The organism is Geodermatophilus sp. CPCC 206100, from assembly GCF_048569675.1.
Classification (GTDB): Bacteria; Actinomycetota; Actinomycetes; order Mycobacteriales; family Geodermatophilaceae; genus Geodermatophilus.
On the sequence record NZ_JAQISV010000046.1, the window covers coordinates 1 to 21,264 of the forward strand.

At 75.7% G+C, this 21,264-nt stretch carries 20 protein-coding genes and 2 pseudogenes; 11 read left to right on the forward strand and 11 right to left on the reverse strand.

Going from position 1 to position 21,264, the window contains the following annotated elements:
• The coding region (locus PGN05_RS19820) for an ATP-dependent helicase C-terminal domain-containing protein (RefSeq protein ID WP_419754292.1) at nucleotides 1-1,036 on the forward strand (1,036 nt) is incomplete at its 5' end.
• Between the two features lie 14 nt (nucleotides 1,037-1,050).
• Entirely contained in the window at nucleotides 1,051-1,257 is a 207-nt protein-coding gene (locus PGN05_RS19825) for a hypothetical protein (protein ID WP_419754293.1), read from the forward strand.
• Here PGN05_RS19825 and PGN05_RS19830 read toward each other — a convergent pair.
• Nucleotides 1,161-1,445, reverse strand: a pseudogene (locus PGN05_RS19830) (FtsX-like permease family protein); the annotation flags it as partial. The gene PGN05_RS19825 and the pseudogene PGN05_RS19830 overlap by 97 nt on opposite strands.
• On the opposite strand from PGN05_RS19830, the gene PGN05_RS19835 reads away from it, so the two are divergent.
• A complete protein-coding gene (locus PGN05_RS19835) occupies nucleotides 1,345-2,016 on the forward strand; it encodes a hypothetical protein (RefSeq protein WP_419754294.1) in 672 nt (223 codons plus the stop codon). The pseudogene PGN05_RS19830 and the gene PGN05_RS19835 overlap by 101 nt on opposite strands.
• A gap of 467 nt (nucleotides 2,017-2,483) precedes the next feature.
• On the opposite strand, the pseudogene PGN05_RS19840 reads toward PGN05_RS19835, so the two are convergent.
• From PGN05_RS19840 to PGN05_RS19860, 5 genes and pseudogenes are all read right to left on the reverse strand, one after another.
• Nucleotides 2,484-2,822: pseudogene (locus tag PGN05_RS19840) on the reverse strand (ABC transporter permease); the annotation flags it as partial.
• Nucleotides 2,823-3,546: 724 nt separating this feature from the next.
• Nucleotides 3,547-4,299, reverse strand: coding sequence for an ABC transporter ATP-binding protein (locus tag PGN05_RS19845; protein ID WP_419754295.1), 753 nt, complete (start codon nucleotides 4,297-4,299; stop codon nucleotides 3,547-3,549).
• 265 nt (nucleotides 4,300-4,564) lie between these two features.
• Entirely contained in the window at nucleotides 4,565-5,299 is a 735-nt protein-coding gene (locus tag PGN05_RS19850; RefSeq protein ID WP_419754296.1) for a response regulator, read from the reverse strand.
• Nucleotides 5,296-6,483, reverse strand: a complete 1,188-nt coding sequence (locus PGN05_RS19855) for a sensor histidine kinase (RefSeq protein WP_419754297.1) — start codon at nucleotides 6,481-6,483, stop codon at nucleotides 5,296-5,298. The genes PGN05_RS19850 and PGN05_RS19855 overlap by 4 nt, the downstream gene beginning before the upstream one ends.
• A gap of 87 nt (nucleotides 6,484-6,570) precedes the next feature.
• Nucleotides 6,571-7,080 (reverse strand): MarR family winged helix-turn-helix transcriptional regulator, encoded by a 510-nt coding sequence (locus tag PGN05_RS19860; protein WP_419754298.1) that lies wholly within the window; start codon nucleotides 7,078-7,080, stop codon nucleotides 6,571-6,573.
• Nucleotides 7,081-7,167: 87 nt separating this feature from the next.
• On the opposite strand from PGN05_RS19860, the gene PGN05_RS19865 reads away from it, so the two are divergent.
• The 6 genes from PGN05_RS19865 (at nucleotide 7,168) to PGN05_RS19890 (ending at nucleotide 13,732) form a co-directional block, all read left to right on the forward strand.
• On the forward strand, nucleotides 7,168-7,728 hold the full coding sequence (locus tag PGN05_RS19865; protein ID WP_419754299.1) for a YceI family protein: 561 nt from the start codon (nucleotides 7,168-7,170) through the stop codon (nucleotides 7,726-7,728).
• A 114-nt stretch (nucleotides 7,729-7,842) separates the two neighbouring features.
• A complete protein-coding gene (locus PGN05_RS19870; protein ID WP_419754300.1) occupies nucleotides 7,843-9,195 on the forward strand; it encodes a DUF4232 domain-containing protein in 1,353 nt (450 codons plus the stop codon).
• A gap of 31 nt (nucleotides 9,196-9,226) precedes the next feature.
• Nucleotides 9,227-9,580: a hypothetical protein gene (locus PGN05_RS19875; protein ID WP_419754301.1), complete on the forward strand. Its 354-nt coding sequence runs from the start codon at nucleotides 9,227-9,229 to the stop codon at nucleotides 9,578-9,580.
• A gap of 97 nt (nucleotides 9,581-9,677) precedes the next feature.
• Nucleotides 9,678-11,567 carry a translational GTPase TypA gene (gene typA, locus PGN05_RS19880; RefSeq protein ID WP_419754302.1) on the forward strand — a complete coding sequence of 630 codons (1,890 nt, stop codon included), beginning with the start codon at nucleotides 9,678-9,680 and terminating at the stop codon, nucleotides 11,565-11,567.
• Nucleotides 11,568-11,830: 263 nt separating this feature from the next.
• Nucleotides 11,831-13,057: an aldose epimerase family protein gene (locus tag PGN05_RS19885; protein ID WP_419754303.1), complete on the forward strand. Its 1,227-nt coding sequence runs from the start codon at nucleotides 11,831-11,833 to the stop codon at nucleotides 13,055-13,057.
• Nucleotides 13,058-13,234: 177 nt separating this feature from the next.
• Nucleotides 13,235-13,732 carry a DUF5994 family protein gene (locus PGN05_RS19890; protein ID WP_419754304.1) on the forward strand — a complete coding sequence of 166 codons (498 nt, stop codon included), beginning with the start codon at nucleotides 13,235-13,237 and terminating at the stop codon, nucleotides 13,730-13,732.
• Between the two features lie 105 nt (nucleotides 13,733-13,837).
• Here PGN05_RS19890 and PGN05_RS19895 read toward each other — a convergent pair whose 3' ends face one another.
• From PGN05_RS19895 to PGN05_RS19915, 5 genes are all read right to left on the reverse strand, one after another.
• The gene (locus tag PGN05_RS19895) at nucleotides 13,838-14,776 is read right to left on the reverse strand and encodes a sulfite exporter TauE/SafE family protein (protein ID WP_419754305.1); all 939 of its coding nucleotides are present in this window, start codon (nucleotides 14,774-14,776) and stop codon (nucleotides 13,838-13,840) included.
• 240 nt (nucleotides 14,777-15,016) lie between these two features.
• Nucleotides 15,017-16,432 carry a DHA2 family efflux MFS transporter permease subunit gene (locus PGN05_RS19900; RefSeq protein ID WP_419754306.1) on the reverse strand — a complete coding sequence of 472 codons (1,416 nt, stop codon included), beginning with the start codon at nucleotides 16,430-16,432 and terminating at the stop codon, nucleotides 15,017-15,019.
• A gap of 3 nt (nucleotides 16,433-16,435) precedes the next feature.
• Nucleotides 16,436-17,437, reverse strand: coding sequence for an anion permease (locus tag PGN05_RS19905; protein WP_419754307.1), 1,002 nt, complete (start codon nucleotides 17,435-17,437; stop codon nucleotides 16,436-16,438).
• 6 nt (nucleotides 17,438-17,443) lie between these two features.
• Nucleotides 17,444-18,061 carry a DUF47 domain-containing protein gene (locus PGN05_RS19910; protein WP_419754308.1) on the reverse strand — a complete coding sequence of 206 codons (618 nt, stop codon included), beginning with the start codon at nucleotides 18,059-18,061 and terminating at the stop codon, nucleotides 17,444-17,446.
• A gap of 104 nt (nucleotides 18,062-18,165) precedes the next feature.
• Nucleotides 18,166-18,714, reverse strand: a complete 549-nt coding sequence (locus PGN05_RS19915; RefSeq protein ID WP_419754309.1) for a sigma-70 family RNA polymerase sigma factor — start codon at nucleotides 18,712-18,714, stop codon at nucleotides 18,166-18,168.
• A gap of 105 nt (nucleotides 18,715-18,819) precedes the next feature.
• Here PGN05_RS19915 and PGN05_RS19920 point away from each other — a divergent pair, with 105 nt between their 5' ends.
• Nucleotides 18,820-19,464 (forward strand): zf-HC2 domain-containing protein, encoded by a 645-nt coding sequence (locus PGN05_RS19920; RefSeq protein ID WP_419754310.1) that lies wholly within the window; start codon nucleotides 18,820-18,822, stop codon nucleotides 19,462-19,464.
• Nucleotides 19,461-21,263 carry a copper resistance protein CopC gene (locus PGN05_RS19925; protein ID WP_419754311.1) on the forward strand — a complete coding sequence of 601 codons (1,803 nt, stop codon included), beginning with the start codon at nucleotides 19,461-19,463 and terminating at the stop codon, nucleotides 21,261-21,263. Before PGN05_RS19920 ends, PGN05_RS19925 begins: the two co-directional genes overlap by 4 nt.
• Nucleotide 21,264: the final 1 nt, after the last annotated feature.

Below are 21,264 nucleotides of genomic sequence, written 5' to 3' on the forward strand. Positions count from 1 at the left end.
GGCGGCCGCGCGCTGGCGCGAGGAGGCGGCCCGGCTGGCCCGCGCCGTGCCGCGCGCCGCCGACCCCGGCCCGCCCGACGACGTCGCCGCCGGCCTGGTCGTCGCCCTGGCCCACCCCGAGTGGCTGGCCCGCCGCCGTCCCGGCACCGAGCGCACCTACCTGCTGGCGGCCGGCACCGGCGCGGAACTGCCGCCGGGCACCGCGCTGGGCGGTGCGGCGTGGCTGGCGGTGGCCGCCGCGGACCGGCAGCCGGGCCGGCGCGACGCGCGGGTGCGCGCGGCGGTGGCGGTCGACGAGGCCACCGCCCGGGAGGTCGGTGCCGTGGCCGAGGGGCCGGAGGTGGCCTGGCGGGACGGCGACGTGGTCGCGGCCCGCGTCGAGCGGCTGGGCGCGATCGTGCTCGCCGAGCGCCCGCTGCCGGACCCCGATCCCAGCGCGGTCGCCGCCGCCGTCGGCGAGGGGCTGCGCCGCGAGGGGCTCGCGCTGCTGCGCTGGACGCCGGCCGCGACGGCGCTGCGCGAACGGCTGGCCGCCGCGCACGCCGGTCTCGGGGAGCCCTGGCCCGCGGTGGACGACGACGCGCTGCGCACCGCGCTCGCCGCCACCCCGGCTCTCTCCGCCGCCCGCAGCCGCGCCGACCTGACCCGGATCGACGTCGTCGCGGCGCTGCGGGCGCTCGTGCCGTGGCAGCTGGCCGGGCGGCTCGACGAGCTGGTGCCCGAGCGGGTGGAGGTCCCGACCGGCTCGCGGGTGAGGGTGGACTACACCGACCCGGCGGTGCCGACGCTCTCGGTGCGGGTGCAGGAGGTGTTCGGCTGGGCGGCCGCGCCGGTGGTGGCCGGTCGCCCGCTGCGGCTGCAGCTGCTCTCCCCGGCGAACCGGGTGGTGGCGACCACCGCTGACCTGGCCGGGTTCTGGACCACCGGCTACCCCGCCGTCCGCGCCGAGCTGCGCGGGCGGTACCCGCGGCACCCCTGGCCGGAGGACCCCGCCACCGCCGCGCCCACCCGCCGGGCCGCTCCCCGCACCCGCTGAGTGGAGTCGCAGGGGTGCGGTTCCCGCACTCCAGCGACCCCGCTCCGCCGGCGAGCGCGGCGGCGGGGGAGGTGCGGACGGCGCGGCGCGCGGGCAGCACCGAGGCCAGCAGCCCCGCCACGGTCGCGACCGCGACGATCGCGGCCACCTGCAGCCACGGCACGTCCACCACGACCTCGCCGGCCATCCCGAACACCGAGGCGGTCCCGGTGACGCCGTAGACCCCGCCGAGGACGACGCCCAGCACCGCGGCCACGCCGGAGACGAGCACCGCCTCCCACGCCAGCAGCCCGCGCAGCTGCCGCCGGGTGAGACCCATCGCGCGCAGCAGCCCGTTCTCCTGCCGCCGCTCCACCACCGAGAGCGCCAGCGTGTTGCCGACGCCGATCAGCGCGATGACCACGGCCACGCCGAGCAGGCCGGTGACCACCAGCAGCAGCACGTCGAGCACCTCGTTCATCTGCTGGCGGAGGTCGACCACCCCGGTGACCTGCGCGTCGGCGACCGCGGTGCCCACCGAGTCGGTCACCGCGTCGACCACCGCGGCCTCGTCGGCGCCGTCGGCCACCCGCAGCCACAGCTGCCCGATCGCGGCGTCCGGGACCAGCCGCGCGAGGTCCCCGGCGTCCACCAGCAGCGGCGAGTCGGCGCCGGCCACCTGCGCCCGCAGCGGGAGCGTCCCGCCGCCGGCGGTGAGGTCCACCGGCGACCCGTCGGTCACCGCCCACGACTCGGCCAGCGCCTCGGGGACGACGACCTCGCCCGGGTCCGGCAGCGGGGTGTCGGCGGTCGAGCGCAGCACCGGGACGGCGCCGGCCGCGTCCACGCCGTACACCGACCAGTCCCCGCCGTCCGGGCCGGTGACCGTGGCGCTGCGCAGCGCGGTGCCGAGGGTGACGCCGTCGACGCCCTCGAGCCGGTCCAGCAGCGTCCCCGGCAGCTCCCCGGAGAGCCCCTCGACGACGACGTCGGCGGGGTAGGCGGCGGCGAGGCTCGCGTCGGCGCTCGCCCGGGTCGAGGCGGTGCCCACGACCATCGCGGTGGTGAGGGTGACGCCGATGAGCAGGGCGGTCGCCGTCGCCGCCGTCCGCCGCGGGTTGCGGGTGGCGTTGCCCGCCGCCAGCCGCGCCGGGACGCCGCCGACCCGGGTGACCAGGCCGCCGGCCGCGCGCACCACCGGCGGCACGCCCCGCTGGGCCAGCAGCACGACGCCGAGGAAGCTGGCCACGCCGCCGGGCAGCGCGACGAACACGCTGGACACGACGACGCCCAGGGCCAGCAGCGCGGCCCCGGGCAGCAGCAGCACCAGGCCCAGCGCCAGCCGCAGCACCCCCGGCCGCGAGCGCAGCGGCGCCGCGTCCACGGGCCGCATCGCCGCCAGCGGCGCCACCCGGGTGGCGGCCCGGGCGGGGGCCAGCGCCGCCAGGAGGGTGGTGAGGACGCCGACGGCGAGGCCCGCGACGACGGCGGTCCACGGCACGGACAGCCCCGACAGCGGCACCGGGGACTCGACGCTCCGGGCCAGCGCGGACACGGCGCCGGCCAGCCCGATGCCCGCGCCCACCCCGAGCAGGGAGGCGGCCAGGCCGGTCAGCGCCGCCTCGCCGAGCACGCTGCGGCGCACCTGGGCGCCGGTGGCCCCGACGCAGCGCAGCAGCGCCAGGTCGCGGGTCCGCTGGGCGAGCAGGACGGCGAAGGTGTTGGCGATGACCAGCCCGGCGACGACCACCGCGACGGTGCCGAAGACCAGGAGGACGGCGGCCAGCGCGGTGGCGTTGCCGAGCATGCTCGCCGCCCGGACCTCCGCCTGCTCGGGGCCGGTGCGGACGGTCACCGCCTGCCCGTCGAGCGCGGCGGCGACGGCGGTGGCCAGCGCCGCCTCGTCGGTGCCCGGTCCGCCGGCCACCCGCAGCTCGGTGGGGTCGACCGCGCCCCACGCCCGCGCCTGGGCCGGGGTGGTCCAGGCCCGGCCGTAGAGCCCGGCCTCGGGGTCGCCGCCCAGGTCGACGACGGCGGTCACGGTGGCCGGCGCGGTCGTCTCCGTGCCGTCGGCGGCCGTGCTCACCACCCGCAGCTGGTCACCGACCCGGGCGCCGACCCGTTCGCTCACCGCGAGCTCGCCGTCCCGGTCTGGGAGGGAGCCGGCCGTCAGGCGCTGCCAGCGCAGCGCGGGGTCGTCCGCGACGGTGTCGACCACCACGAACTGCGGGCCGGCGCGGCCGGGCACCAGGGCCTGGACCGACGTCTGCCACCCAGGAGCGACGGCCTGCACGCCGTCGAGCGCGGCCAGCGCCGCCGCGTCGCCGGCCAGCGACCGCCCGTCGTCGGAGGTGACCACGACGTCGGTGCCCACGTACTGGGCGCCGGCGGCGGTGAGCACGGTGGTCCGGGTGGTCTCGTTGAGCACGAGCGTGGCGACGACGAACGCCACCGCCAGCACGATCGCCAGGCAGGAGGCGACCAGCCGCGCGGCGTGCGCGCGGACCGAGGCGAGGGTCACCGAGCGCACGTCAGGCCCCCAGGCCGCGGAGCGCGGAGACGACGGAGTCGGCGGTCGGCCGCTCGATCTCCCCGGCCAGGCGGCCGTCGGCGAGCAGCACCACGCGGTCGGCGTAGGCGGCGGCGATCGGGTCGTGGGTGACCATCACGACGGTCTGTCCCGTCTCCCGGACGCTGCTGCGCAGCAGGTCGAGCACCTCGGCGCCGGCGCGGGAGTCCAGGTTGCCGGTGGGCTCGTCGGCGAAGACGACGTCGGCGCGGGGGAGCAGTGCCCGGGCGACGGCGACCCGCTGCTGCTGGCCGCCGGACAGCTCCGACGGACGGTGCCGCAGCCGCTCGCGCAGCCCGAGCCGGGAGACGACCGCGTCGAACCAGGCCGGGTCGGGACGGCGGCCGGCCAGCTGCAGGGGCAGCAGGATGTTCTCGCGGGCGTCGAGCACGGGCAGCAGGTTGAACGCCTGGAACACGAAGCCGATCCGCTCGCGGCGCAGCCGGGTCAGCTGGTCGTCGCGCAGGCTGGTGATCTCGGTGTCGCCCAGCCACACCCGCCCGCTGGTGGCGGTGTCCAGGCCGGCGAGGCAGTGCATCAGGGTCGACTTGCCCGAGCCGGACGGGCCCATGATCGCGGTGAAGGCGCCGCGGTCGAAGTCGACGTCCACCCCGGCGAGGGCGTGCACGGCGGTCTCGCCGGAGCCGTGGGTCTTCGTCAGTCCGGCCGCGCGGACGGCGGCGGCCGAGGACGGGGGCTCTCCGGGGACGGTCATGACGGGGACGGGAGCGGACAAGGCACAACCTCCGGGCAGTGGTCGGGGAACGTCGACCACGCTGCCGGTCGGGAGCGGCCCTCCGCGTCGGAGCGCGGGGTGATCCCGGGGTCGGTCCCGGGTCCGACCCGCCGTCCGCCCCCGGTCGGACCGCGGGGTCCGTCGGTTCCCGCGAGAACCGACCACCGGGGTCCGTCGGTTAACGCGAAAACCGACCACCGGGGTCCGTCGGTTTCCGCGAAAACCGACACAGGGGGCCGGGTGGTCAGGAGGGGGCGTTGCGGAGGAGGTCGCTGGGCTGCACCAGGCCGGTGCGGTAGGCCAGGACGACGGCCTGCACCCGGTCGCGCGAGCCGGTCTTGGCCAGCACCCGCCCGACGTGGGTCTTCACCGTCGCCTCGCTGACGACGAACTGCGCGGCGATCTCGGTGTTCGTCGCCCCGTAGGCCATCTGCACCAGCACCTCCCGCTCCCGGGGGGTCAGGTCGGCGAGCCCGTCGGCGGCCGCTGTCGCCGGCAGCCCCCCGCGCAGCATCGGTGCGACGTGCTGCAGCAGCCGCCGGGTGGAGCTGGCGGCGATCACCGAGTCCCCGGCGTGCACGGTGCGGACCGCGGCCAGCATCTCCTCCGGCGGCGCGTCCTTGAGCAGGAAACCGCTGGCCCCCGCGCCGATGGCGGCCACGACGTACTCGTCGAGGTCGAAGGTGGTCAGCACCACCACCCGCGGCGGCGCCGGCAGCGCGGTCACCCGCCGGGTGGCCTCGATCCCGTCCATCCCCGGCATCCGGACGTCCATGAGCACGACGTCGGCCGGTGTGGACGCCACGAGCGCCACCGCGTCCGCTCCGGTGCCCGCCTCACCGACGACGGTCAGGTCGGGCTGGGAGTCGATGACCATGCGGAAGCCCGCCCGGACCATCTGCTGGTCGTCGACGAGGACGACGCGGATCGGCTCGGTCGTCGCCGCGGACCCGAGACCGCGCTCGCTCGCCGTCGTCATCGCGGCGCAGGGTAGGGGAGGACGGCGTGCACCCCGAAACCGCCGCCCGGGCGGGGGGCGGCGTCCAGGCGGCCGCCGTGCAGCCGGGCGCGCTCGTGCATGCCCAGCAGCCCCTGGCCGGCGCCGTCGCCCTCCACCATCGCCGCCGACGCCCCGCGGCCGTCGTCGAGCACCGACAGCTCCAGCGCGTCGGGCCGCCAGTGCAGCCGCACCCAGGCGCGGCCGGCGGGGCCGGCGTGCTTGAGCACGTTGGTCAGCGACTCCTGGACGATCCGGTAGGCGGCCAGCTGCGGGCCGGCCGGCAGGTCCCGGGCGGCGCCCTCCACCAGCAGGTCGACGTCCAGGCCGCTGGTCCGCACGTCGTCGACCAGGCCGGGGATCGCGGCGACGTCCGGCTGCGGGGCGTACTCCTCACCGCCGTCCTGCCGGAGCACCCCCAGCAGGCCGCGCATGTCGGCGAGCGCCTGGCGGCCGGTGGCGGCGATCGCCTCGAGCGCCTCGGTGGCGGCGGCGGGGTCGGCGCGCCCGGCGTAGCGGCCGCCGTCGGCCTGCGCGATCACCACCGAGAGGGAGTGGGCGACGACGTCGTGCATCTCCCGGGCGATGCGGGCACGCTCGGCGGTGGCGGCCAGCCGCATCTCCTGCTCGCGCTCGAGCTCCAGCAGCCGGGCGCGCTCCTGCAGGTCGGCCAGCCGGCGCACGCGGGCGCGGCGCAGGTCGCCCAGCGCCCAGGCGGCGACCACCGCGACGGCGATCGACGCGGTGCTGGGGAGCAGCGCGTCGCTGGCGCCGGAGGAGAAGTAGCGCAGCCCGGCGAGCAGCGCGCCCAGCAGCCCGAGCGCCAGCCCGGCGCGGCCGGCCCAGCGGGGGGCGTAGGCGGCGAGGGCGTGCACCATCACCAGCGCCGCGACGTTGGCCACCAAGAAGGTCTCGACGACCGCGAGCTCCAGCAGCCCGGCGGCCACGACCACCGCGGCCGCCCGCACCGGCCGCCGGCGACGCCAGGCCAGCGGGGCGGTGAGCAGCACGCCGATGACGAACGCCGTGGCCGCGCCCGGCCAGTAGGTCTCGAACGGGAGCAGGACGGTCAGCAGGAACAGGACCGCCGCGATCCCGGCGTCCACGCCCAGCGGGTGCTCGCGCAGCCGCGTCTCCAGGCGCACGAGGGGTGGGCGGCCGTCCATCGCGACGACCCTAGGCAGCGGTGCGCGCGGCGTCGTCCACCCGGGGGACGATCCGCGCGTCCGACCCGGGTCGGAGCGCGGCGGCGCTCAGTGCGGGTCGAGGTGGCGCAGCAGCGTCTCGCCGAGGTCGCGCATCGCCTCCACCTGCTCGGGGGAGAGCTGGTCGAACAGGTGGGTGCGCACGCTCTCCACGTGTACCGGCGCTGCGGCCTCCAGCGCGGCGAAGCCCTCGTCGGTCAGGACGGCGAGCTGTCCGCGGCCGTCGTCGGGACACACCTGCCGGCGCACCCAGCCCCGCTCCTCCAGCCGGGAGACCGCGTGCGACAGCCGGCTGCGCGAGGACAGGCACCGGTCGGCGAGCTCGCTCATCCGCAGTCGGCGTTCGGGGACCTCGGAGAGGTTCACCAGGATCTCGTAGTAGGCGTGGGAGATGCCGGTGGCGTGGGTGAGCTCGCGGTCCAGCCGGTCCTGGAGGAGCAGTGTGCTGTAGAGCCACGCCCGCCAGGCCTGCTGCTCGTCGGCGCAGAGCCAGCGCGGCTCACCGACCGGGCCGACCGGCTGCCCGGCATCCGACCCGGGGGACACGTGCGTGCTCATGCCGCCAGAGTACTAGCGGAATAGATGAGCCCTCAACTATGCTGTGGTCGAGCAGAAGATCAAACGCTCAATCACTTGGAGATGAACATGACCAGCACCGTCACGCAGATCCCCGGGTACGTCGTCGGCACCTGGGACATCGACGCCAGCCACTCGACGGTCGGGTTCTCCGTCCGCCACATGATGGTCAGCAAGGTCCGCGGCTACTTCCGCGACTTCTCCGGCGAGATCGTCACCGCCGAGGACCCGGCCCGGTCGACCGTCACCGCCACCATCGACCTCGGTTCGATCGACACCCGGCAGGAGCAGCGCGACGCGCACATCCGCTCCGCCGACTTCTTCGACGTCGACAACCACCCGCAGATGACCTTCCGCTCCACCTCGGTCCGCACCGACGGCGCCGACTGGTTCGTCGAGGGCGACCTGAGCATCAAGGGCCGCAGCAAGCCGGTCACCCTGGCCCTCGAGCTGAACGGCTTCGGCCCCGACGCCTACGGCGGCACCCGCGCCGGCTTCTCGGCCCGCACCGAGATCAACCGCAACGACTTCGGCGTCGACATCAAGATGCCCATGGACGGCGGCGGCGTCGTCGTCGGCGACAAGATCACCGTCGAGCTCGAGATCGAGGCCGTGCTCCGCACCGCCTGATCCGACTCGGCCGAGGGCCCCGGGCGATCCGCCCGGGGCCCTCGTCGTGTCCGCGGTCCGCCGTCGGCGCGCGTCCGGCAGTATCCGGCCCGGTCGGGTACCGGAGGAGGTGGCGTGGCGGGTCGCGAGCGGGTCCTGCGGCGCTGCGCCAGGATCGCCGGCGTCCTCGGCTGGATCCTCCTCGCGGGCGCCACGTGGCGCAGCGCCTGGTACCGGCCCGGTTGGTTCGACCCGGACGACGGCCCGCCCTGCTCGCGCCGGCTGTCCGGCGCCTGCTCGCCGGCCGACGCCGAGGCCGCGCTGGCCCACCTGTGGGTCTGGGTCGCGGTCGGCGGCGGCCTGGTCCTCGCCGCGACCGCGCTCACCGTGGTGCTGCTGCCGGCGGTGCGCGCCACCGCGCCGGTCCGCTCGCTGCCCGTGCCGCTGCACGCGGCCGCCGCCGGCGCGGCCGCGGCGCTGCTGTGCCTCGGCGGCAGCCTGCCCGCGCTGTTCGCGCTGCTCCTCGGCGCGCACGCGGCGCCGGCCGTGGTGCTCGGCGCCTGGCTGGCGCAGGCCGGCCTGCTCGCGCTCCTCGACACCCGGCTCGGTGCGCCGGCGACGTCACCGCGCCGCGCCGCGCTCACCGGGCTGCTGGTCGGCGCCGCGACCACGGGCCTCGTGCTGGCCGCCCTCGGCGCGGGCCGGGTGCAGCTCGGGGACTGGTCGACCCTCGCGGCCGGCGTCGGCGTGCTGGTCGCGCTCGGGGTCGCGGTCGCCCGCTGGATGCCCGCCGGACCGGGCGGCGCCTCGAGGAGGGGTGCCCCGGCCCGCCGCGGCGCCGCCGTCGCCGCCCTCGCCCTGTGTGCGTTCCTCGTCCTCGGCGGCGGGGGAGTCCTGCTGCGGCTCGGCGTCGGGGTGCTGGGGGCGGACGACCCACCCCTGCCGGAGGACCCGGTGGCCGGCGCCCCGCCGACGACGCCCGCGCCCCTGCCGTCCCCCGTTCCGCTGCCGCCCGCGCCGGAGACGCCCGCCCCGCCGTCGGTCGAGGCCGACGTCCGGTGCGCGCAGGATCAGCTCGACTACACGGTGGTCGGCTTCGACGCCGCGCTGGGTGCCCGGGCCGCGAGCGTGCAGGCGCGCAACACCGGCGACGTCCCGTGCTGGGTCCAGGGCGTGCCCGTGGTGACGCTGCTGCAGGGCGGGCGGCCGCTGTCGCTGACCGTCGAGCCGGGCCGGAGCCCGACCGGGGGGCCGCCGAGCACCGAGCGGGTCGGCATCGCCCCCGGCGGCACGGCGCTGGCGTTGCTGACCTGGCGGACGTACGCGGGCTGGGCGGACGCTGCGACGCCTCAGTCGGTGACCGTGGCCCTCGACCCGTCGGCCGAGCCGGGGACGGCGGGGGTGGTCGGCGGCCCGCCCGGGGCGCCGTTCGACATCGCCGACGGCGGCGCGTGGGGCATCGCGCCGTGGGCGCCGCCCGGGAACTGAGCGGCCGGGCAGGCGAGGGGACACTCGGGGCATGACGACGTCCGCGCTGCCCCGTGTCCGCACCCACGTCCCGTCCGCCCTCCTCGTCGCCGTCGGGCTCGCGGCCGGCTTCGGGATCGCGCAGGGCACCGGCGTCCGGGCGCTGGGCGGCGCCGTCTTCGCCCTCGGCGGGCTGGCGGCGGCCTGGTTGTGGGTGCAGCGGCGCGGCTGGGCGGTGGCCCTGGGCCTCGGCGCGCTCTACGTCGGCGCGTTCGTGCTGGCCCACGTGCTCGCCCTCGGGGTGGGCATGGCGGCCTGGCTGGCGGTGAGTCTGGTCACGATCGCCGCCGCCGGGGGAACGTTCGCGGTGGCCGACCGCCCGCGGGCCGACCTCGCGGAGCGCTGAGCGCTTAGGCTGGGAAGGTCGCCGGGCCGGCGGCCGTTACACCTGACACCGCGAGCGCAGCCGCCGCGGGTCCCCGAACTCCTGAGGTGCCTCTCGCATGCCCACCCGTGACGACCTGCGCAACGTGGCCATCATCGCCCACGTCGACCACGGCAAGACCACCCTGGTCGACGCCCTCCTCCGCCAGGCCGGCGCACTCGGTCGGGCCAAGGGTGAGGGCACCGACAACGACTCCACGCAGGACCGCGTCATGGACTCGATGGACCTCGAGCGCGAGCGCGGCATCACCATCCTCGCCAAGAACACCGCCATCCACCTGGCCGACGAGAACGGCAACCCCGTCGTCGTCAACATCGTCGACACCCCCGGCCACGCCGACTTCGGTGGCGAGGTCGAGCGCGGCCTGTCGATGGTGGACGGCGTCGTCCTGCTGGTGGACGCCTCCGAGGGTCCGCTGCCGCAGACCCGCTTCGTGCTGCGCAAGGCGCTGGGCAAGGGGATGCCGGTCATCCTCGTGGTCAACAAGACCGACCGCTCCGACGCCCGCATCGGCGAGGTCGTCGACGAGACCTACGAGCTCTTCATGGAGCTGCTCGAGGACTCCGGCATGGACGTCGACAACCTCGACTTCCCGATCGTCTACAGCAACGGCAAGACCGGGCAGGCCTCGCTCACCCGGCCGGCCGACGGCACCAGCCCCGACAGCCCCGACCTGTCACCGCTGGTGAAGACGCTGCTCGACACCATCCCGGCGCCGGTCTACGACGCCGAGGAGCCGCTGCGGGCGCAGGTCACCAACCTCGACGCCTCGCCCTACCTCGGCCGGCTGGCGCTGCTGCGCATCCACTCCGGGACGATGAAGAGCGGCCAGCAGGTCGCCTGGTGCCGGACCGACGGCACCATCAAGAACGTCAAGATCACCGAGCTGCTGGTCACCGAGGGGCTCACCCGGACCCCGGCCGAGAGCGCCGGCCCCGGCGAGCTCGTCGCCATCGCCGGCATCGAGGACATCATGATCGGCGACACCCTCGCCGACCCGAACGACCCGCGCCCGCTGCCGCCGCTGACCGTCGACGAGCCGTCGATCTCCATCACCATCGGGATCAACACCTCGCCGCTGTCGGGCAAGTCGGGCAAGAAGCTCACCGCCCGGCTGATCAAGAACCGGCTCGACCAGGAGCTGGTCGGCAACGTCTCGGTGCGGATGCTGCCCACCGAGCGCCCCGACACCTGGGAGATGCAGGGCCGCGGCGAGCTCGCGCTGGCGATCCTCGTCGAGCAGCTCCGGCGGGAGGAGTTCGAGCTCACCGTCGGTCGCCCGACCGTCGTCACCAAGACCATCGACGGCAAGCTGCACGAGCCGGTCGAGCGGGTCACCATCGACACGCCCGGCGACTACGTCGGCACCCTCACCCAGGCCCTGGCGGTCCGCCGCGGGCGCCTGGAGAACCTGGTGCACCACGACACCGGCTGGGCGCGGATGGAGTACATCGTCCCCTCTCGCGGCCTCATCGGGTTCCGCACCGAGTTCCTCACCGAGACCCGCGGCACCGGCGTCCTCAACCACAACCTCGAGGGCTACGAGCCGTGGCTGGGCGACATGCGCGCCCGGCCCACCGGCTCGCTGGTCGCCGACCGCCAGGGCGTGGCGACGACGTACTCGATGTTCTCGCTGCAGGAGCGCGGCCAGCTCATGGTCCAGCCGGGCACCGACGTCTACGAGGGCATGATCGTCGGTGAGAACTCCCGTCCGGACGACATGGACGTGAACATCACCAAGGAAAAGAAGCTCACCAACATGCGCAAGTCCACCTCCGAGGAGCTGGAGCGGCTGATCCCGCCGCGCATCCTCAACCTGGAGCAGGCGCTGGAGTTCTGCGCCGAGGACGAGTGCGTCGAGGTCACCCCGGCGACGGTGCGCATCCGCAAGGTCGTCCTCGACCAGACCGAGCGCGGCAAGGCCAAGAACCGCAAGCCCAAGGTGTGAGAGAGGACCCCGTCCTCCCCACCGCTCGCACGCTCGCGGCGGTGCCCTGGACGGGGCCGTCGGGCCGACGAGGGCCCCGTCCGGACGTCCGGACGGGGCCCTCCGGCGTTCCCGGGCTCCGGTTGACACCCGTCGGGCCGCCTCCCTAGGTTGCTGGTCGTCCTAGGACCGCTTCTCGGGGCATCCGCCCGTTCCCCGTTCCCGCTGGTGCCCCCGCCACCGCGCGACGACGCCGGTGGACCGCCACGGACATCGGAGCCCCCATGCCTGGACGCCCGGATCCCCGCCCCGCCACCACGCCGCCCCGAGGACGGCGCCGCCGCCGCGCGCTGATCGCCGTCGCCGGCGCCGGCCTGCTCGCCGGCGCGCTCGCGTCCCCGGCGGGCGCGGCCAGCGAGGACGTGGCGAGCACGACCGTCGAGCCCTTCGGGACCACGCCCGGCGGCACCGCGGTCGAGCGGTGGACGCTGGCCAACGGCGACGTCACCGTCCGCGTGCTCACCTACGGCGGGGTCATCCAGACGCTGGAGGTACCCGACGCCCGCGGCGAGGTGGAGAACGTCGTCCTCGGGTTCGCGGACCTGGCCGGTTACGTCAGCGACGACGACCCCTACTTCGGCTCGCTGATCGGCCGCTACGGCAACCGCATCGCCGGCGGCACCTTCGCCATCGACGGGAACACCTACCAGTTGCCGCTCAACGACGGTCCGAACACCCTGCACGGCGGCCCCGAGGGCTTCGACGACCGCGTGTGGGAGGCCGCGCCGGTGGGGGACGACGACGTCGCCGCCCTGCGGCTGCGGCTGGTCAGCCCCGACGGGGACCAGGGCTTCCCCGGCACCCTGACCACGACCGTCACCTACAGCCTCGACGACGAGGGCCGGCTGACCGTCCACTACGAGGCCACGACCGACGCGCCCACCGTCGTCAACCTCACCCAGCACACCTACTGGAACCTGGCCGGTGAGGGCTCGGGCGACGTCTACGACCACGAGCTGCAACTGAACGCGAGCGGGTTCACCCCGGTCGGCGAGACGCTGATCCCCACGGGCGAGATCGCGCCGGTGGAGGGGACGCCGTTCGACTTCCGCGAGCCCACCGCGATCGGCGCCCGCATCCGCGTCGCCGACCAGCAGATCCTGTTCGGGCAGGGCTACGACCACAACTGGGTCCTCGACCGCGAGGACGACGGGGCGCGGGAGGGCTCCGACAGCGAGGACGCGCTCGAGGAGGCGGCCGTGCTGCACGACCCGTCCAGCGGCCGGACGCTGACCATCTCGACGACCGAGCCCGGCATCCAGTTCTACTCGGGCAACTTCCTCGACGGCACCCTCGTCGGCACCGGCGGCGGGGTCTACCGGCAGGGCGACGGCCTGGCGCTGGAGACCCAGCACTTCCCCGACTCCCCGAACCAGCCGGAGTTCCCGTCCACGGTGCTGCGCCCGGGCGAGGTCTACGACAGCACCACGGTGTTCGAGCTCTCCTCCTGAGCGACCCGGGACCGGCCGGCGGTCGTCGTGATCGTCGGGTGACCAGTGGTGACGACCGGCCGGAGGACGGCGACCCGCCCGTCGGCCGGTCCCGGGGACGCGCCCGGGCCGCCTCGTACGTTCTCCTCGGGCGAGTGTGTGACGGCCCAGGGGCTGACGAGGAGAGGCGCGACGCTGATGAGGACCACCCTGCAGACGCTGGCGGCCGAGGGACACCGGGGCGGGATCGACGTCCGGCTGAGCCTGCACAGCGACGCGGGGTCCGGTGAGCAGGCCTTCGACGGTGCCTGGTTCCCGCGCGGCCGGGACCTCGCGGTGGAGCTGCCCGAGCTGGTGGCGGCGCTGGACAAGCGCGGCCTGCGGGTCGAGCGGTTCACCTATCCGCTGGACGCGTGGTCGCCGGCGCCCCGCAAGGTGGTCGTCGGCGGCCGCGTGGTGCGCACCGGCGGGTTCCGCAGCATGGACCCGGGCGTCGTCTGCCTGACGTGGGACGGCGGCACCCGGCGGGCGGACCTGCTCGTCGTCCCGCCCGAGACCGACGTCATCACCGGCGCCCGGGCGCTGCGCCTGTGCACCCGCCGCGGCCTGCCCCGGTCGCCGCAGATGGTGATGGCGGCGGCCCGCTCCATGCCCCTGCCCCAGGTGCCCGGGCTGCCCTATACCCGGGCGGTCTAGGGACGGGGCGGACCCTGCAGGGGGCCAGGAGCCGAGGCGGGACCACCCTTCCCGTTCCGTGGTCGCGGCAGACCTGGAGAAGTCGCTGCTCGCCGCCCGGTGACCTCAGCCGGCCGCGGGGACGTCGGCGCGGCGGCGCTCCCGGGTCTCCGCGGCGAGGGCGTCGGCGGACTCCAGGGCGCGGTCCTTGCGGTACTCGCGGAACGAGTGCACGACGGCCGTGACCCAGATCGCGGTGAGCGCGGCGTACACCCCGTAGCGGACGGGGTCGGCGGCGTCGATCCAGTCGCTGCGCAGCAGGGTCCGGGTGTTGGTCAGCACGATCATCCCGCCGACCAGCGAGCCGAGCATCCGCGGCGGCACGTGCCGGACCAGCCAGGCGGCGATGGGTGCGGCGATCAGGCCACCGACGAGCAGGGCGAGCACCCAGGCGGCGTCGATGCCCTGGGAGCCGAGCGCGAGCAGGAAGCCGAGGCTGGCGGCCAGCGCGACGAGGAACTCGGAGGTGTCGATCGAGCCGATGACCTTGCGGGGCTCCATCCGGCCGCTGGCCAGGATCGCCGGGGTGCCCACCGGCCCCCAGCCGCCGCCGCCGGTGGCGTCGATGAAGCCGGCGACCAGGCCCAGCGGGCCCAGGAAGCGCTTGCGCATCGGCTTGCCCAGGTGGCGCCGGTCGACCCCGCGCAGGGTGAAGCGGACCAGCAGGTAGACGCCGAGCGCCAGCAGGATCAGCGACATGACCGGGGCGGCGACCTCGGTCGACAGGCTGGAGAGCACGGTCGCCCCGAGGAACGCGCCGATGGCGCCCGGGAGGCCGATCTTGGCGACGACCTTCCAGTCGACGTTGCCGAACTTCCAGTGCGAGAGGCCCGACGCCAGCGTCGTGCCGATCTCGGCGAGGTGCACGGTGGCCGAGGCGGCGGCCGGGTTGGTGCCGATGGCGAGCAGCAGGGTGGTCGACGTGACGCCGTAGGCCATGCCGAGGCTGCCGTCCACCAACTGGGCACCGAGGCCCACGAGGGCGAGCAGGGTGAGGGTCTTCACGGGACTGGGACTCCGGATCCGGGGAGTGGGGGCGGCGCGGCACGTGCGCGCACTGCACGGGAGGAACGGGGGGGGAGGGGCGCGCTCAGGCGCAGGGGTCAGCAGCCCGGACAGCAGGCGGTGCAGACGCGCAGCAGGTCGACGTGGATCCGCCCCACCAGGAGCACCGTCGTCGCCGCCACGACGGTATGTCTACCAGATCGATGCAGATAGACGTCAATGGGTTCCCACCCTCCGGGATCACGCCCGGAGGACGTCGCCACGGACCAGCGCCCAGGACGCCGCACCCCCGAGGACGAACAGCGCGGCGCAGACGGTCATCGCGACCGGGTACCCGGCGCCGAACACCTCCGGCCGGGCGTAGTCGGCGCCGGTGAGGCCGACGGCGACCGGCAGCGTCGCGACGGCGAGCAGCTGGGCGGCCCGGGCGACCGTGTTGTTCACGCCGCTGGCCACGCCCGTCAGCTCGTCGGGGGCCGCGGCGAGGACCGTGGCCGTCAGCGGCGCGACCGTCGTCGCCATGCCCAGCCCCTGCAGCAGGGATCCGGGCAGGATCCCGGCGAGGTAGGGGGTCCCGGCGTCCGCCCCGGCCAGGTACAGCGTGCCCGCCGCGGTGAGCAGTGGCCCGACCGTCATGGGCAGCCGCGGGCCGACCCGCGTGGCCAGCGCCCCGGCGGTCGGGGAGAGCAGCGTGACCAGCGCGATCGACGGCAGCAGAGCGGCGCCGGCGGCGGTCGCGTCGTAGCCGAGGACGGTCTGCAGCTGCAGGACCAGGAACAGCGACGAGCCGCCGAGACCGGCGTAGACGGCGAACGTCGCCAGGTTCGCCCCGGTGAACGCCCGCCGGGCGAACAGGCCCGGGGGCAGCAGCGGGTGGGACGTCCGCCGCTCGTGCAGCACGAAGCCCACGCCGGCCAGCAGACCCGCGACGGCGGCGGCGAGGACGTCGGCCCGCACCGGGTCCTCGCCGGCGGTGATGAGCGCGTAGGTGACGGCTCCGAGGGCGAGCGCGCCCAGAACCGCACCCAGGACGTCGAACCGGCCCGCGGGCCCGCCCGCGCGGCTCTCCGGCACCTGCCGCCCGGCCACTGCGAGCACCAGCACCGCCAAAGGGACGTTGAGCAGGAACACCAGCCGCCACGAGCCCGCGTCGACCAGGACGCCCCCGAGGAAGGGCCCCACCAGGCCGGCGATGCCGGCGAAGGCCGACCACAGCCCGATCGCCCGTCCCCGGTCGGCCGGGCGGAACGAGGCCTGGATGAGCGACAGGCTGCCCGGGGTCAGGAGGGCGGCGCCGACCCCCTGCAGCACCCGCGCCGCCACGAGCTGGCCCGGCGTCGCGGCGATCCCGCAGACGAGGGAGGCGGCGGCGAACCAGCCGACGCCCAGCAGGAAGACGCGGCGCCGTCCGTGCCGGTCGCCGAGCGAGCCTCCCAGCAGCACCAGCGCCGCGAGCGCCAGCGTGTACCCCGTGACGGTCCACTGCAGCGCCGCGAGGGAGGCGTCGAGGTCCGCCCCGATGGCCGGCAGCGCGACGTTGACCGCCGTGGCGTCGAGGAAGGCCATCCCCGAGGCGAGCACGGTGGCCAGCAGCAGCCACCGGCTGCGCGCCGTCCCCAGGGCGACCGGCGGCGCGGGCGGACTGCCGGTCGTCACCGCTCAGCCGATGGTGACGTGGGTGAGGAAGTAGATGGCGGCGGCGACCGCCGCGGCCGCCGGCAGGGTGACCACCCAGGCCATGACGATGTTCCCTGCGACGCCCCAGCGCACCGCGGACAGCCGGCGGGTGGAGCCCACGCCCATGATCGACGTGGTCGTGATGTGCGTCGTCGACACGGGGACGGCGAAGACGGTCGCCGTGGTCACCATGACGCTGGAGGCCACCGTCTGGGCCGCGAAGCCGCCGGCCGGGGTGAGCTGGATGATCCGGCGGCCCAACGTGCGCATGATGCGGAAGCCGCCGGCGTAGGTCCCGGCGCTCAGGGCGAGGGCGGCGGCGAGGACGACCCACAGCGGGACGGTGAAGTCGTCGATCTCCCCGGCGGTGAACAGGGCCAGGGTGATGACGCCCATGGTCTTCTGGGCGTCCTGCAGGCCGTGGCCCAGCGCCATCGTCGCGGAGCTCACGATCTGCGCGTAGCGGAAGCCGCGGTTGGCGCGGGAGACGTTGGCGCCGCGGAAGGTCCACAGGATCGCCAGCATGAACAGGTACCCCAGGCCGAACCCGACCAGCGGGGAGACGACCATCGGCACGATGACCTTCTCGAACACGCCCGTCCACTGGACCGTGTGGGAGGCGGCGACCGCGGCGCCGACCAGGCCGCCGATGAGCGCGTGCGACGACGACGAGGGCAGCCCGAACCACCAGGTGATGAGGTTCCAGGCGATGGCGCCGATGAGGGCGGCGAACACGATCTCGAGCCCGCCGGACCCCTGGGGCGGGTCGATGATCCCCGCGCCGACCGTCTTGGCCACCTCGGTGGACAGCAGGGCACCCACGAGGTTCATGACGGCGGCCAGGGCGAGGGCCACCCGCGGGGTGAGCGCCTTGGTGGAGACCGCCACGGCGATCGCGTTGGCCGCGTCGTGGAAACCGTTGGTGTAGTCGAAGGCGAGGGCGACCAGGACGATGACGATCAGGGCGACGAAAGCCGCGTCCATGCCGGGTCAGGACTCCTTGACGGTGATCGTCTCGACGACGTTGGCGACGTGCTCGAAGGCGTCGGCGGCCTCCTCGAGCTGGTCGGCCACCTCCTTGAGCTTGAGGATCTCCAGCGCGTCGAACTCGCCGCTGTAGAGCCGGGACAGCAGCCGCCGGTAGAGCTTGTCGGCCTCGTTCTCGATGCGGTTGACCTCGATCCAGTAGTCGGAGAGGTCCTTGAGCGTGCGCAGCCGCGGCATCGCCTCGGCGGTGGTCTGCGCGGCCCGCTGGAGCAGGGCCGCCTGCTGGCTCATCTCGGCCGGCAGGGTGCCCAGGCCGGTGAGGATCACCAGGTCCGCGGCCGCCTCCACGAAGTCCATGACGTCGTCGAGGTCGCTGGCCAGGTTGTAGATGTCCTCGCGGTCGAACGGCGTCACGAAGCTGGAGTTCAGCTGCCGGAAGATCGCGTGGGTGGACTGGTCACCGACGTGCTCCAGCTCGCGGAGCTTCTCGGCCAGCTCGGCGCGCCGGGCGTGGTCGTGGATGAACTCGCCGAGCACGTCCGTGGCCGCCACCAGGTTCTGCGCCGAGGCGGTGAACAGCGGGTAGAAGCTCGAGTCCTTGGGCGTCAGGCTGAAGGGCACGCGTGGCTCCGGTTCGGGTGGTGGGCTCCGGTCGCCCGCCGCCTCAGCGGTCGTACGGCCGTCGGGCAGCTTAGGTGCCCGTTCACCGGCCCTTCACCCCGGCGTCACCCGTTCGCTGCGTCGGCTCCCTCGTCCGCCAGGGCGTCCACGAGGTCGGCGCGGGCCCGGGCCACCCGGGAGCGGATCGTGCCGACCGGGCAGCCGGCGACCTCCGCGGCCTCCGCGTAGGGCAGGCCGAGCAGCTGGGTCAGCACGAAGGCCTCGCGCCGGTCGGGTGCCAGGCGGTCGAGCAGGTCGGTGACGACCGCACCCTCGCCGACCCGGTCGGCGACGTCGGAGCGGTCGAGGGACTCCAGGTCGGCGTCGTCCCGCACCAGGGTCAGCCGCCGGCGCTTCCGGGAGCGGACGGCGTCGGCGCACACCCGCCGCGCGATGGACAGCAGCCAGGTGCGCAGCGAGGACCGGCCCTCGAAGCGGTGCAGGGCGCCGAAGGCCCGCAGGTAGGTCTCCTGGGTGAGGTCGTCGGCGGACTGGCGGTCACCGAGCGCGGCGCACAGCCGCCACACGTCGGTCTGCGTGGCACGCACGAGGGCCGCCGCGGCGAGCGGGTCGCCGTCGACGGCGACCGCGGCCAGCCGCTCGAGTTCCTCCACGCGCCCATCCTCCCGGCATCCACCGCCCGCGCCGATACCGAATGTGGGGGACCTCACCGAAGAGGGGGAGGGAACCAGACGGGCCTGCGCGACGACTACCCCATCATGCAGTGCACCCCTTACCGCGAGGCGTTGTCCGCGCGACTCGACGGTGAGTCGCCCGGGATGCCCGCCGCCGACCTCGACGAGCACCTGGCCACCTGCGCCGCGTGCGCGTCCTGGGAGCGGGCGGCGGCGCTGGTCACCCGGCGCGCCCGTCTCGCCCCGGCCCCGGCGGTGCCCGACCTCACCGCCGCCGTCCTGGGCGCGCTGCCGCGGGAGCTGCCCGGTGCCGCCGTGGCTGCGCGAGCCCGGCTGACCGCCTCGGCGCTGCGGCTGGCCCTGCTGGCCGTGGCGGTGGCGCAGGCCGGGTTCGCCTGGCCCGCGCTGAGCACCGGCGCGGCCGCCATGAGCGCGCCGGTGCACATGGCCCACGAGACCGGTGCGTGGAGCCTCGGCGTCGCGGCCGCGTTCCTCGCCGTCGCGGCGGCGCCCCGCCTGGCCGCCGGCGCGATGCCGTTCCTCGGCACGTTCGCCGTCCTGCTGACCGTGACCACGGTCACCGACCTGCAGGCCGGGCACGTGCACGCCGACCGCGCGGTCACCCACCTGCTGCTGCTGGCGGGAGTGAGCCTGGTGGGCACCGTGGCGTGGCGCCGCCGCCGGCGGCGGACCGTGCCCGCCGTCGCGCGCGAGCGGGTGCCGGCATGACGCGCCGCCGTCCGGCGTGGCTGGTGGTGCTGGTCCTGCTCGGCGCCTGGCTCGTCGCCGGCGTGGGCACGGCCTCGCCCGCCGCCGCCCACGCCGAGCTGGTCAGCACCGACCCGGGGGAGGGGGCGCGGCTGGAGCAGGCCCCCGAGCAGGTGACGCTCACCTTCACCGAGGGCGTCTCGCTCGGTGCCGGCTACGCCCGCGTGCTGGACGCCGCCGGGGAGCGGGTGGACGCCGGGACCGCGACCGTCGAGGGCGACGACGTGGTCATCCCGCTGCGCGGTGACCTCGGGGACGACGGCTACCTGGTGACCTACCGCGTCGTCTCGGCCGACTCGCACCCCATCTCGGGCGCCTTCTCCTTCGTCGTCGGGGACGGCGAGCTGGTCCCCGCGGGGGCCGTCGCCGGTGGCACCGACACCGACCCCGTCGTCGCCGCGCTGCTGCCGCTCGCCCGCTGGCTGGGCTACGCCGGCCTGGCCCTGGGTCTGGGCGTGCCGGTGCTGCTGCTGGCCGGCTGGCCGGCGGGCTGGCGCTCGCCGCGGCTGCACCGGCTGGTCACCCGGGGCCTGGCCGCGGTGGCCGCCGGGGCGCTGCTGAGCTTCCTGCTGCAGGGGCCGTACGCGGCCGGCAGTGACCTGCGCTCGGTGGCCGACCCCGCGCTCCTGGGCGCCACGGCCGGCTCGGGCAACGGCGCGACGCTGCTGGTCCGGGCGGTGCTCGCCGGTGCCCTCCTGCTGGTGCTGCGGCCGGTCTGGCGCCGGGGGGAGGCGCCGGCCCAGCACACGCTGGCGGTGGCCGGTGTCCTCGGTGGGCTGCTCACGCTGGCCACCGCAGCGGTCGGGCACCCCGTCGCCGGGCCGTGGCCCGCCCTGGCCGTCGCCGCCGCCACGGTGCACGTCGCGGCGATGGCCGTGTGGCTCGGCGGCCTGGCCGGGCTGCTGGCCGGCGTCCTGCGCGAGGACGCCCCGGCCGCCGAGCTGGCCGCCGCGCTGCCGCCCTTCTCCCGGCTGGCCGCCGGCTCGGTGACCGCGCTGGTGGTCACCGGCGTCGTCCAAGCCGTGCGGGAGGTGGGCTCGCCGACCGCCCTGGTGACGACGACCTACGGCTGGGTCCTGGTGGCCAAGCTCGGCCTGGTGCTGCTGCTGCTCGCCGCGGCCGGGATCTCGCGGGTGTGGGTCCAGCAGCACCTCGGGGTGACCCGTCCGCGCCCGGCCGGTCGCCGCGTCACCGCGCACGCCTTCGCCGCCGGTTCTGGTGCCGACGACGATCCCGCGGCGCAGGCCCACCCGGTCGTCGCGTCGGCGGCCGGGGCGCGCGCCGAGGTCCAGGCCGAGGCCGCCGGTGCCGAGCGGTCCGCGCTGCGCCGCTCGGTGCTGGTCGAGTCCGCCATCGCGCTCGTCGTCCTCGCGCTGTCCGCGGTGCTGGTCGGCACGCCGCCGGCACGGGCCGAGGTGTCCCAGCCGGTCGACGTCACCGTGCCGCTGGAGACCACCGCCGGCGCCCGGGGCAGCGTGCAGATCTCGGTCGACCCCGCCACCGCCGGGCCCAACACGCTGCACGTCTACCTCTTCGACGACGCCGGCCAGCTCACCCAGCCGGCCGACATCGGGGTCTCCCTCACCGAACCGGCGCAGGAGATCGGCCCGATCGACGTCGACCTCGAACCCGCCGGACCCGGTCACTACGTCGGTGACGGCATGGCCATCCCCGGCGCCGGCACCTGGACCCTCGCGGTCACCGTGCGCCTCGACGAGTTCACCGCCAGCACCGCCAGCACCACCTTCCCCGTCCGCTGAA